General features: G+C 74.5%; 10 protein-coding genes. 2 read left to right on the top strand and 8 right to left on the bottom strand.

Annotation, left to right across the window (positions count from 1 at the left end; all coding sequences use genetic code 11):
• Positions 1-18 precede the first annotated feature (18 nt).
• Positions 19-885, top strand: coding sequence for a ketol-acid reductoisomerase (locus tag EUS26_RS04240; RefSeq protein ID WP_130011940.1), 867 nt, complete (start codon positions 19-21; stop codon positions 883-885).
• A gap of 128 nt (positions 886-1,013) precedes the next feature.
• On the opposite strand, the gene EUS26_RS04235 is transcribed toward EUS26_RS04240, so the two are convergent.
• The 8 genes from EUS26_RS04235 to EUS26_RS17655 all read right to left on the bottom strand — a co-directional run bounded on the left by EUS26_RS04235 (position 1,014) and on the right by EUS26_RS17655 (position 10,286).
• Positions 1,014-1,580, bottom strand: coding sequence for a SixA phosphatase family protein (locus tag EUS26_RS04235; protein WP_130011939.1), 567 nt, complete (start codon positions 1,578-1,580; stop codon positions 1,014-1,016).
• Positions 1,581-1,611: 31 nt separating this feature from the next.
• Complete coding sequence (locus EUS26_RS04230; RefSeq protein WP_130011938.1) at positions 1,612-4,587, bottom strand: cell wall-binding repeat-containing protein; 2,976 nt, start codon at positions 4,585-4,587, stop codon at positions 1,612-1,614.
• 141 nt (positions 4,588-4,728) lie between these two features.
• Positions 4,729-5,727 (bottom strand): NAD(P)-dependent oxidoreductase, encoded by a 999-nt coding sequence (locus EUS26_RS04225; RefSeq protein ID WP_130011937.1) that lies wholly within the window; start codon positions 5,725-5,727, stop codon positions 4,729-4,731.
• A gap of 8 nt (positions 5,728-5,735) precedes the next feature.
• Positions 5,736-7,298: an Asp-tRNA(Asn)/Glu-tRNA(Gln) amidotransferase subunit GatB gene (gene gatB / locus EUS26_RS04220; RefSeq protein ID WP_130011936.1), complete on the bottom strand. Its 1,563-nt coding sequence runs from the start codon at positions 7,296-7,298 to the stop codon at positions 5,736-5,738.
• Entirely contained in the window at positions 7,295-8,851 is a 1,557-nt protein-coding gene (gene gatA / locus EUS26_RS04215) for an Asp-tRNA(Asn)/Glu-tRNA(Gln) amidotransferase subunit GatA (RefSeq protein WP_130011935.1), read from the bottom strand. The genes gatB and gatA overlap by 4 nt, the downstream gene beginning before the upstream one ends.
• Position 8,852: 1 nt before the next feature.
• The gene (gene gatC, locus EUS26_RS04210; RefSeq protein WP_130011934.1) at positions 8,853-9,149 is read right to left on the bottom strand and encodes an Asp-tRNA(Asn)/Glu-tRNA(Gln) amidotransferase subunit GatC; all 297 of its coding nucleotides are present in this window, start codon (positions 9,147-9,149) and stop codon (positions 8,853-8,855) included.
• Positions 9,150-9,199: 50 nt separating this feature from the next.
• Positions 9,200-9,757, bottom strand: coding sequence for an NADPH-dependent FMN reductase (locus tag EUS26_RS04205; protein ID WP_202865046.1), 558 nt, complete (start codon positions 9,755-9,757; stop codon positions 9,200-9,202).
• A gap of 88 nt (positions 9,758-9,845) precedes the next feature.
• Entirely contained in the window at positions 9,846-10,286 is a 441-nt protein-coding gene (locus EUS26_RS17655) for a glutaredoxin domain-containing protein (protein WP_420329987.1), read from the bottom strand.
• Between the two features lie 83 nt (positions 10,287-10,369).
• On the opposite strand from EUS26_RS17655, the gene EUS26_RS04195 reads away from it, so the two are divergent.
• On the top strand, positions 10,370-11,827 hold the full coding sequence (locus EUS26_RS04195; protein ID WP_238148797.1) for an MFS transporter: 1,458 nt from the start codon (positions 10,370-10,372) through the stop codon (positions 11,825-11,827).
• Positions 11,828-11,834: the final 7 nt, after the last annotated feature.

Here is an 11,834-nt window from a genome sequence, read left to right as displayed (position 1 = left end):
GCTCGGTAGGGTGTGCAGGTGAGCACCCTGGACCCGAGCAGCGCCGATCTGACCCTGCTGCAGGACCGCCAGGTGGCGGTGCTCGGCTTCGACGCGATGGCCGCCGCCCATGCCCTCAACCTGCGCGACAGCGGGGTGGACGTGTGGGTGGGCGCCGACCCGGACAGCCGGCTCGCGGCCCGCGCGGAGCTCGAGGGGCTGCCGGTGTCCCCTCCGGAGGAGGCAGCCGGGCGCTGCGACATCCTGCTCGTCCCGGGCCTGGGTCGCGGTGCCTACGACCCCGGCCTGGTGACCGCCCTCGTGCACGAGCACAGCGAACCCGGTGACCTGGTCATCGTCACCAGCGCGTCCACCGTCCACGAGGGCCTGCTGACCGTGCCGGACGGCGTGGACCTCGCCATGCTGCGCAGCATCGGCAGCGGTGAACGGGTCCGGGAGGAGTACCTCGACGGCCGCGGGTGCCCCGCCCTCGTCGCGGTGGCGCACGACCGCAGCGGCGCCGCCTGGGCCACCCTCACCGCCTACGCCGCCGCGATGGGCGCCCTGCGCTCCGGCGCGGTCGTCACCACCATCGAGCACGAGAGCACCGCCATGGCGACGGCCCGGGACCGCGTCCAGGCGCCGCTCCAGCAGCGGCTCGAGACCACCTTCGAGGACCTCGTCGACCTGGGCGTCGAGCCCGAGGTCGCCTACGTCGCCCTCGTGCACGAGCTCAAGACCCAGGTCGACCAGATCTACGCGGCCGGCTTCGCGTCCCAGCACGGGCCGTCCGGCCAGTCGAACGGTGACGGCGGGGCCACGAGCCGCCGTGCGGCCGCGGCCTCTGCCCACGCCTTGGAGCAGGCCGGACGCCGCGTCCGTGCCATGACCAGCTGGCTGCGCTGACCATTCGGCTGCGCTGACCCGGCGACGCGGTCAGCGCAGGAAGAGCGCGCCCAGCCGCAGGGTCGTCAGCACCAGGTCGGCGAGCGTCATCCCGACGAAGGAGAGGGCCCGGGGCCCGGGAGCGCCGGTCAGCGTCCCGGCAGGACGTCCTGCAACCTCCCGGTGCCGGGCCCGACGTCGGACCAGGCCACGTCCAGCCCGAGCACCGCCGCGGCAGCGGTGGGCAGACCGGCGTGCAGGTCGTCGCGGCCCTCGTCCTGCTCACCGTCGTCGCTGACGTCCCAGGCCGTGCTCGACATCACCGGCTCGTGGCCGACGACCCAGAGCACCTCGACGTCCTCGGGCACCTCCCGGACCGCCTCGAGGACACCGTCGATCCCGCCGTCGTAGATGCGACGGGTGGGCCATGTCTCGACGCGCGCGGCGCCCAGCGCGTGCTCGAGGGTCTGCTGGGCCCGGGACGCGGTGGACACGAGCACCAGGTCGGGCGCGCATCCCGCGTCCTCCAGGACGCGTCCCAGGGCCGCGGCGTCCTTCCGGCCGCGCGCGGTCAGCTCGCGGGCGTGGTCGCCTCCCGGGCCGCTGGGCGCGACCTCCGCCTTCGCGTGGCGCACGAGCACGAGTGTGCGCATCGCTCCCACCTCCTCGTGGTCCTCGTCCTCGTGGTCCGTGTGGTCCATCTTCTCCGTCGGCATCGTCCACCTCGGCGTCGTCGCGCCGTTCCCGTCAGGGCTGCTCGGCCACCCAGTCCGGGTAGTACTCGTCGAGCACGTTCTGCACGTCCTCGGACACGGCCTTGTACCCACCGAGGACGACGACCCGCTGCGGGCTGAGCCGCTCCAGCTCCGCCAGCGTCGCCGAGGGCAGCTGGGTGGGCTTGGTCAGCAGCACCGGGACGCCTTGGTGCCCGGCCAGGGCCGACCCCGCCAGCGCGTCGGACAGGCTGCGGCCCGAGGCGATGTAGACCAGAGGGACGTCCGGCTCGAAGACCTGCGAGACCGCGACCGCCGTCCTGTAGCGGTCGTCGCCCCACAGCCGGTCGTCGGCCCCGAGTGCGGTGAAGGTCTTCCCCTGGACGGCCCCGGTGCCGCCGAGCACCACGACCCGGTCGGGGTCCAACGTCTCCAGCGCCTCGGCGGTCGCGGTCGGCACCCCGTCGGGACGGGTCAGCAGCACGGGGGCGTTCTCCATCCCTGCTCGGGCCGCGCCCGCCAGCGCGTCCGCGATGGACGGCTCCCGACCGGAGGCGACGTAGACCACCTCGGGGTCCTCGAACATCAGGGCGAGCTTCGCCGCCGTCTCGTACCGGTCACCGCCCTCGACGCGGGAGACCGTGCCGTAGGCCTTCAGCGACCGGGCCAGGCCCGAGGACACCGCGCCGGCCCCACCCAGGATGACGATGTTGCTCGGGTCGACGGCCTCCAGGGCCTCGACCGTGTCCTGGGGGATCCGGTCGTGCTTGACGAGCAGCACCGGGGCGGGGTTCCCCTCGGGCGTGGGCACGGTCCCGGGGAGCAGCCCCTGGGCGGCGGCCGGAGAGCCCGACAGGGCGTCGGCGAAGGCGGTACCGGAGGCGATGTAGACGGTCTCGACGCCGTCGGGGTAGAGCGCGGACACGGCCGCGGCGGTGCCGTAACGGTCCGTACCGGAGACCCGCTCGACCCTGGGGGCGGGCTCGTCGTAGACCTGGCCCCGGGCGAGCACCGGGATCTCGACGACCGTCCCACCCGAGGTCCAGCGGAGGTCGCCCTCCTGCCACGCGGCGGTCCCCGCGCCGGTGTTGGCGACGGTGATCGTCACCTCGGCGGAGCCGCCGGCGGGCACGGTCACGCTCTGCGGCGACGTCGTGACGGACAGCGTGGCGGGGCCGGTGAAGGAGGCCGTGAACGTCGCCGACGCGGGGCCCGGGTTGGTCACCGTCCGGGTCAGCGTGGTCGGCTCGAGGCCCAGCGCGGGGACCGAGACGTAGGCCGCGTTGAGGTCGTAGCCGGTCGAGGGGTCGGCGAGGAAGGCGTCCCAGTCGGCCTCGGTCGAGTCGAAGACCAGGCCGGGCTCCAGGAAGGCGCGCGGCTCCACGAACCCGGTGCCACCGACGACCGCCCGGTTGCTCTGGGTGGTGGCGTAGTTCCTCGCCGAGGTCTGCATCGCCGACTTGACCGCCATCGGCGACCACTCCGGGTGGGCTGCGGCGAGCAGTGCGCCGAGGCCGGCGACGTGCGGCGAAGCCATGGAGGTCCCGCTGAGGTACCCGAACTGCGGCTCCCCGCCCTCGCTGGCGTAGGCGGCCAGGACCTGGACCCCCGGGGCCCCGAGGTCCGGCTTGAGAACCGTCTGCTCCACGGGGGCGACGGCCACCGGCCCACGGCCGGAGAAGGGCGCGACGGAGGGGACGGGGCCGTCCTGGGTGCGGTGGAAGGACGCGGCGACCGTCGTCATCCACGGCCCGAGGTGGGCCACCGGCTCGCCCCTCTGGGCCAGGTTGCCGGCCGAGGTGGCGGTGAAGACCCCCGCTGCGGCAGCGTTCTTGAAGGCCAGGTCGACCGGGTCCTCGTAGGTCTCCGGGTCCCCGCTGACGGACAGATTGAGCACGTCGACACCGTCCGCGAGGGCGGCGTCGACCGCGGCGATGGTGTCCTCCGGGTGGCAGCCGGAGACGCCCTGGAAGTCGAAGCACGTCTTGTAGGCCGCGACGTGCGCCCCCGGCGCCATGCCGGCCAGCTCCGAGGTGGTGCCGCCGAGGTCGACCTGCACCTGACGTCCGACGGCCGTGCCGGCGACGTGCGAGCCGTGGTCATCGGTGTCCAGGGGACTCACGCTCTCGGCCGGGATCGGCTCGTAGCCGTCCGCGCGGGCGCCCTCGACGAAGTAGCGGGCCCCGACGATCTTGTCGGTGCAGGCCGAGGCGGGGAAGTCGTCCGCGTCGTCGCCCTCGCCGGTCTCGCACTCCCCCGCCCAGTCGGCCGGCGGGGCGGGCATCCCGTCCGCGGCGAAGGAGGGGTTGTCGTAGGCGATGCCCGAGTCGATGACCCCGACGACCGTGCCCCTCCCGGCCTCCATCGGGCCACCGAGGCGGGACCACACACCGCCAGGGCCGCGCAGGCCCAGCAGGCCGGGCGAGACGACCGTGTCCGGCTCGGCCGGTGCAGCGTCGGGAGAGACGACCACGTCCGGCTCGGCCGGCGCGCCGTCAGGCGGGGCCACGACGTCGGCGTCCAGCTGGCGCAGCCTGGACCGTGTCACCGACACCACGTCGTCGCGCTCGGCGAGGGCCGCGGCCTCCGCCGCGGTGAGCCGCGCGGCGAAACCGTTGAGGGCGACCGTGTAGCGGTAGGTCGGCTCGGCGGCCACCTCGGCCAGCACGTCGTCCTGCTGCGCCACGAGCCGGTCGGCGTAGGACAACGCATCCCGCGAGGTGGTGTCCACCTTCTCCAGGGCCGATCCCGCCGTCGCCGGGTGCGTGGCCAGCGGCAGCTCGTCGAGCACGACGACGTAGGTGCCGTCCTCGAGCTCCCCGCTCGCGCTCACCGGACCGGACACCGCAGGACCGCCGGTGACGGAGACTGAGGCAGGATCGCCGCTGGCGGAGGCCGCCGCAGGACCACCGCTGGCGGAGGCCGTGACCGGCGCGATCCCGGCCACGAGGCTGAGGCCGGCCACCGCGGCCAGGGCGCGACGTGCCGCCGATGTCGAGCGATAGGTCACGATCTGGTCCCCTGGTTCGGTGTCGGGCGGTGAGGCCGCGCCTGCGGACAGCCCGGCACGGCGAGCGTATACCGACCGCCTCGGGCCGGGACAGGGGTGCGCACGGATCGTCGCCCGGTGTTCACCCGGTCGGACCGCGGGTCAGCGGGCTCCCACGCCCGGTCCGGCGACCTCGTGGTCCAGGCGCTGCCGCTCGCGGTATGCCGTCAGCTGGGTGGTGAGGTAGCGGCCCATCCGCGGCAGCGAGGCGGGCGAGGCTCCCCCCACGTGGGGCACGACGAGGACGCCCGGGGTGGAGAAGGCGGGGTGACCGTCGGGCAGCGGCTCGGGGTCGGTGACGTCCAGGGCCGCGCGCAGCCGGCCGGCGGCGCACTCGGCGAGCAGCGCCTCGGTGTCGACGACCGGCCCGCGCGCGACATTGACGACCAGGGCGCCGTCGGGCAGCAGCGCGAGCTCGTCGGCGCCCAGCAGCCCGCGGGTGCGATCGGTCAGCGGCAGCGTCAGCACCACCGCGTCGGTGCGCGGGAGCAGCTCGGGCAGCTGGTCGATGCCGTGCACCCGGTCCACCAGGTCGTCACCCGGCCGGTCGACGCTGGCCACGGCGACGACGTCGCACTCGCAGGCCAGCAGCCGCCGGGTCAGCGCGGTGCCGATGCCCCCGTAGCCGAGGACGAGCACCGAGGAGTCGGCCAGCGAGCGCCACGGACCGGGCGCCGACCGGTCCCACACCCCGTCGGCCTGCCGCAGCACGTGGTGCGGCAGGTGCCGCTGCGCGGCCAGGAGCAGGGTGAGGGCCAGCTCGCTCGTGGCGGTGTCGTGCACCCCGACCGCGTTGGCCAGCCGCACGCCGTCGGGGAGATGGGGCAGGGCGTGCTCGAAGCCCGCCGAGGCCAGCACCACCGCGCGCAGCCCGGGCACCTCGCCCATCCGGCGCAGCCAGGGCCCGGCGATCATCGACAGCGCCAGGACGTCCACGTCCCGCCCGCCGCCGGGCAGGGCGTCGGCGTCCCGGTGGTCGTAGGGCAGCACCTCGACACCCTCGACCGGCCCGAGGTGGGGCAGCAGCTCCTCCGGGACGGCGGCGACCGGTGCCCGGCGGGGCGCGGGCGCGGGCGCGGGCGCGGGCGCGGGTGACGGCATACCGGGGGTCAGCCCTGCACGCCGAGGGTGTCCAGGATGAGCTGGCGTGCCCGGCCGGCGTCGGCCTGGCCGCGCATCTTCTTCATCACCTGGCCGATGAGGGCCCCGACGGCCTGCACCTTCCCGCCGCGGATCTTCTCGACGACATCGGGGTTCTCCGCGAGGACCTCGTCGACCGCCGCCTGCAGCGCGCCGTCGTCCTGGACCAGCTCGAGCCCGCGGGCGTCGGCGACCTCGGTGGGGCTGCCCTCGCCGGCCAGCACGCCGTCCAGCGTCTGCCGCGCCATCGAGTCGTTGAGCCGGCCGCTGGTGACCAGGTCGTCCAGCTCGGCGACGTGCGCCGGGGTGACCCCGAGGTCGAGCAGTCCGACCGCGCTGCCGTCCTCACCGGCGGTCTTGGCCCGGCGGGCCAGCTCGCCCATCCACCACTTGCGGGCGGCGGCCGGCGAGGCGCCGACCGCGACGGTCGCCTCGATGACCTCGACCGCCCCGGCGTTGACGACGTCGCGCATCTCCAGGTCGGAGTAGCCCCACTCCTCCTGGAGCCGGCGGCGCCGCTCCGCGGGGTTCTCGGGCAACGTGGCCCGCAGCCGCTCGACGTCCTCGCGGGTGGGGGCGACCGGCACGAGGTCGGGCTCGGGGAAGTAGCGGTAGTCGTCGGCATCCGACTTGGGCCGGCCCGAGGTGGTGATCCCGGTGTCCTCGTGCCAGTGCCGGGTCTCCTGCAGGATCGACTCCCCGGCGTCGAGGACCGCGGCGTGCCGGGTCATCTCGTAGCGCACCGCGCGCTCGACCGAGCGCAGGCTGTTGACGTTCTTGGTCTCGGTGCGGGTGCCGAAGCGCTCCGCGCCGGTCGGCATGAGCGAGACGTTGGCGTCGCAGCGCAGCGAGCCCTGCTCCATCTTGACGTCCGAGACGTCCAGGGCGCGCAGCAGGTCGCGCAGCGCGCCGACGTAGGCGCGGGCCACCTCGGGCGCACGCTCCCCCGCGCCGGTGAGCGGCTTGGTGACGATCTCGATGAGCGGGATGCCGGCGCGGTTGTAGTCGACCAGGCTGTGGGAGGCGCCGTGGATGCGGCCGGTCGAGCCGCCCACATGGGTCGACTTGCCCGTGTCCTCCTCCATGTGCGCCCGCTCGATCTCGACGCGGTAGGTGAACGGCTCCTCGTCGACGCCCTCCCGGGGCGGCACCTCGACGTCCAGCCAGCCGTCGACGGCGATCGGCTCGTCGTACTGGCTGGTCTGGAAGTTCTTCGGCATGTCCGGGTAGAAGTAGTTCTTCCGGGCGAACCGGCACCACTCGGCGATCCCGCAGTTCAGGGCGAGGCCGATGCGGATCGCCGACTCGACCGCGGTGCGGTTGACGACGGGCAGCGCCCCGGGCAGCCCGAGGCAGACCGGGCACGTCTGGGTGTTGGGCTCGGCCCCGAAGCCGGTGGCGCAGCCGCAGAACATCTTGGTCGCGGTGCCCAGCTCGACGTGCACCTCCAGCCCCAGCACCGGCTCGTAGCGGGTCAGCAGGTCGTCGTAGGGGACGGTCCGGTCGGGACCGGCACTGGTCCGGGTGCTCATGCCCTCACCTCGATCTCGGGAGCCTGCTCGATGACGTAGCCGCCCTGGCGCTCGCGCAGGCGGGCCTCCAGGGCCGCGCCCACGGCATACAGGCGCTGGTCCTGCATCGCGGGGGCCAGGATCTGCAGCCCCGCGGGGAGACCGTCCTCGTCGGCGGTGCCGGAGGGCACCGACATGCCGGGGACCCCGGCCAGGTTGGCGGGGATGGTCGCGATGTCGTTGAGGTACATCGCCATCGGGTCCTCGGTCTTGTCGCCGATGCGGAACGCGGTGGTCGGAGCGGTCGGGCTGACGAGCACGTCCACCTGCTCGAACGCCGCCTCGAAGTCGCGGGCGATGAGGGTGCGGACCTTCTGCGCCTGCCCGTAGTAGGCGTCGTAGTAGCCGCTGGACAGCGCGTAGGTGCCCAGGATGATGCGCCGCTTCACCTCGTCGCCGAAGCCGGCGTCCCGGGAGGCGCCCATGACCTGCTCGGCGCTCGGGCTGCCGTCGGGGGTGACCCGCCGGCCGTAGCGCATCGCGTCGTAGCGCGCCAGGTTGCTGCTCGCCTCGGAGGGGAGGATGAGGTAGTAGGCCGCCATCGCGTAGGCGAAGTGGGGGCAGGAGACCTCGGTGATCTCGGCGCCGAGGTCGCGCAGGGCGTCCAGCGCCTCGTCGAAGCGGGCCTGCACGCCGGGCTGGAACCCCTGGTCGGAGCCGCTGATCTCGCGCACGACGCCGACCCGCAGACCGCTCAGGTCGGTCGTGCCGGCGGCGCCGACGACGTCCGGCACCGGCGCGTCGACCGAGGTGGAGTCCATCGGGTCGTGCCCGGCGATGACCTCGTGCAGCAGGGCCGCGTCCGCGACGGTGCGGGCGCAGGGCCCGATCTGGTCGAGGCTGGAGGCGAGCGCGATGATGCCGTAGCGGCTCACCGCGCCGTACGTCGGCTTGGTGCCGACGGTGCCGGTGACCGCGGCCGGCTGCCGGATCGAGCCGCCGGTGTCGGAGCCGATCGCCAGCGGCGCGAGGTATGCCGCGACCGCCGCGCTGCTGCCGCCGCCGGACCCGCCCGGGATCCGGTCGAGGTCCCACGGGTTGCGGGTCGGCCCGAAGGCGGAGTGCTCGGTGGAGGAGCCCATGGCGAACTCGTCCATGTTGGTCTTGCCCAGGATGGGCATGCGAGCCTGCCGGATGCGGGCGACGACCGTCGCGTCGTAGGGCGGCACGAAGTCCTCGAGCATGCGGCTGCCCGCGGTCGTCGTCAGGCCCTGGGTGCAGGCGATGTCCTTGACCGCGACCGGCACCCCGGCCAGGCGCGGCAGCTGCTCGCCCGCGGCCCGGGCGGCGTCGACCTCGCGGGCCGTCGCCAGGGCACCCTCGGCGTCGACGAGGAGGAAGGCGTTGAGGGTCGGGTCGATCCGCTCGATGCGGTCCAGGTGCGCCTGGGTGAGCTCGACCGAGGTGAGGGCGCCGGCGGCGAGGCGGTCGGCCATCTCGACGGCGGTGAGCCGGGTGAGGTCGGCGTCGGCCGCCCCCGCACCGGACGCGGCGTGGGTCGTGGGGTCGCTCATCTCACTCCTCGTCCAGGATGCGAGGCACCGCGAAGCGGTCGTCCTGCGCCTGCGGCGCGTTGGCCAGGGCCTGCTCCACGGTCAGGCTGTCGCGCACCTCGTCCGGGCGGGTGACGTTGGCCAGGGGCATCGGGTGGGACATGGGCGGCACGTCGGCCGAGGCGACCTCGCCGACCTGACCCACCCAGTCGACGATCTGGTCGAGCTGGGCGGCGAGCCGGTCGAGCTCGGCGTCCTCGAGCTGGATCCGGGCCAGCATGGCGACGTGCGCGACGTCCTCGCGCGAGAGGTTGGACATGCCGCCAGTCTAGGTCGCCCCTGACGACCCGCCGACGCCCCGCCCGGGCCTCAGGCGGCCAGCGGCTCGCGCACCAGCCGGCCCATGAGCTCCGCCACCTGCCGGCGGACGTCGTCGCCCAGGTCGCCGCCCTCCAGCGCCGCGGGGGCGGACGCCAGGCCGACCGTCTGCTCGATCGGCCGGGCCCCGGCCACCCGCAGCACGCGGACCGCGTCCTCGCGGGCCCACTGCGCCGCCTTCGGCGAGGCTGAGGCGCCGAGCACGGCCACCGGCTTGCCGGCCAGCGCCGCGGCGCCGCGGGGGCGGGAGGCCCAGTCGATGGCGTTCTTGAGCACCCCGGGCAGCGACCCGTTGAACTCGGGGGTGGCCACGACCAGCGCGTCGGCCGCGGCCACCTGGTCGCGGAAGGCGCGCACGACCTCGGGCGGGCTGTCGGTGTCGAGGTCCTGGTCGTAGTGCGGCAGCGACGGCAGCAGGCTGCTGATCTCGCCGTGCACCCCCTCGGGGAGGGCGTCCAGGGCCGCCTCGGCGAGGCGACGGTTGGTCGAGCCGGGGCGCAGGCTGCCGACGAGGACGAGGATCGAGGGATGGGTGGTGGCACCGTTCATGTGACGCGTCAACCATCCCGACGCCCGGACTATTCCTGCAGAACGAGGCCCCGCGAGCAGCAGGCCCGTGGCCGACCCCCGCGGGGCCTCACCCGCGAGCGAGCCGCTCTTTGACCCGGCCCGGGTTCGGGTTGGTGACGGGGATGCCGTCCATCACCACGGTCGGGACGGTCTCGTTGCCGTCGTTCACGCTGCGGACGAACGCCGCGGCGTCCTCGTCCTCCCAGATGTTGACCCAGGTCGCCCGGTCCTTGAGCCCGCCCAGCCGGGTCTTGAGCATGGCGCAGAAGCCGCACCCCGGACGCCAGTAGATGACGACGTCTCGTCGCGGGTCGTCCTGAGCCATCGCTGCGACCTCCTGCTGGGTGGATCCGCCCCGGCGGCCACGCCAGGGAGAGGTCCACCAGGCGATACCGAGCGCCAGGACACCGTAACCGACCGCCCACCCCGGACGCCCGTCGAGACCGAGGTCCACGACGACCAGACCCAGGACCACCACGAGCGCTGCCCACCACCACCGTGACCTCATACCGCTATGGTGCCCCCGGTCCCGGCCCGGCCGCTTCCCTCGGAGGACGGAGATCCGGTCCGCGCAGGGCCTACGCTGGAGCGGTGACCACTCGCCCGCAGGAGGGATACCTGGACCGTCGCTCGCCCAAGGGGCGGACGATGCTCGCGGCGGTGACGCTGGGCTCGGGGGTCGCCATCCTCGACGGGTCCATCGTCAACGTGGCGCTGCGCACCATCGGTGAGGACCTGGGTGCCTCGCTGCCGCAGCTGCAGTGGGTCATCGGGGGCTACCTGCTCTCGCTGGCCTCGCTGGTGCTGGTGGCCGGGGCCCTCGGGGACCGGATCGGGCGACGCCGCGTCTACCTCGTCGGGATGGCGTGGTTCCTCGTGGCGTCCGGCCTGTGCGCGCTCGCGCAGGACCCCGGGCAGCTCATCGCGGCCCGGATCGTGCAGGGCGTCGGGGCCGCGCTGCTCACGCCGGGGGCGCTGGCCCTCATCCAGGCCAGCTACGCCCCCGGTGACCGCGCCCCCGCCATCGGCACCTGGGCCGGGGTCTCCGGCATCGCGGCGGCGATCGGGCCGCTGCTCGGCGGCGCCATCGTCGACACCACGAGCTGGCGGTGGATCTTCGCCATCAACATCCCGCTCTGCCTGGGCGTCATCGCGCTGACCGCCTGGTCGGCGCCGGAGAGCAGGGACGCCGAGTCCACCGGCCGGTTCGACCTCGTCGGCGCGGCGCTCGTCGTCGTCACCCTGGGCGCCTCGACCTGGGCGCTGACCACGGCCTCGGAGGCCGCGACGTGGGCCCTGGTGCTGGCCTGGGTGGTGACCGGGGTCGCGGCCGCCGGATTCCTGGTTTGGAGCCGGCGCGCGGCGCACCCGCTGGTGCCGCTGCACCTCTTCGGGTCCCGCGTCTTCTCGGCGGCCAACGGCATGACCCTGCTGGTCTACGGCGCGCTCGGCGTGGTCATGCTCTTCGTGGTCATCCAGCTGCAGGTGACCTCCGGATGGTCGGCGACCGCCTCCGGGCTGGCCGGGCTGCCGGTGACCATCGCGCTGCTGCTGCTCTCGACCCGGGCCGCCGCGCTGGCCGACCGCATCGGACCACGGATCCCCATGACGGTCGGCCCGCTCGTCTGCGCCGTGGGCACCCTGCTCATGGTGGGGATCGGGCGGGACACCGGCTGGGGCGGGGTGCTGCCCGGCATGGTCGTCTTCGCCCTCGGCCTTGCGCTGCTGGTCTCGCCGCTCACCGCGGCGGTGCTCGCGGCCGTCGCGGACCGGTATGCCGGCCTCGCCAGCGGCATCAACAACGCCGTCGCGCGCACCGGGTCCCTGCTCGCGGTGGCCGCCCTCCCGGCGCTGGTGGGCCTGTCGGGCGACGACTACGCGGACCCGGTGGCCTTCACCGGTGGCTACCGCTGGGCGATGCTCGTCTGCACCGCGCTGCTGGCCGGCGGCGGGGTCATCAGCTGGTTCGGCCTGCGGCCCGGGCCCGCCCGGCCCGGGGCCGACCGCGCGAGCACCGCCCCGGCGACAGACCCGCGGTCACCCGCCTGACCAACCG

This window comes from Serinicoccus sediminis (assembly GCF_004153545.1).
GTDB classification, from domain to species: domain Bacteria; phylum Actinomycetota; class Actinomycetes; order Actinomycetales; family Dermatophilaceae; genus Ornithinicoccus; species Ornithinicoccus sediminis_A.
This window is presented reverse-complemented; position numbering and strand designations above follow the sequence as displayed.

What these genes read in the sequence shown, in the direction of transcription:
- EUS26_RS04235 (WP_130011939.1), bottom strand. Translation starts at nt 1,580, where the DNA reads ATGCCGACGGAGAAGATGGACCACACGGACCACGAGGACGAGGACCAC.
- EUS26_RS04225 (WP_130011937.1), bottom strand. Translation starts at nt 5,727, where the DNA reads ATGCCGTCACCCGCGCCCGCGCCCGCGCCCGCGCCCGCGCCCCGCCGG.
- gatB (WP_130011936.1), bottom strand. Translation starts at nt 7,298, where the DNA reads ATGAGCACCCGGACCAGTGCCGGTCCCGACCGGACCGTCCCCTACGAC.
- gatA (WP_130011935.1), bottom strand. Translation starts at nt 8,851, where the DNA reads ATGAGCGACCCCACGACCCACGCCGCGTCCGGTGCGGGGGCGGCCGAC.
- gatC (WP_130011934.1), bottom strand. Translation starts at nt 9,149, where the DNA reads ATGTCCAACCTCTCGCGCGAGGACGTCGCGCACGTCGCCATGCTGGCC.
- EUS26_RS04205 (WP_202865046.1), bottom strand. Translation starts at nt 9,757, where the DNA reads ATGAACGGTGCCACCACCCATCCCTCGATCCTCGTCCTCGTCGGCAGC.
- EUS26_RS17655 (WP_420329987.1), bottom strand. Translation starts at nt 10,286, where the DNA reads ATGAGGTCACGGTGGTGGTGGGCAGCGCTCGTGGTGGTCCTGGGTCTG.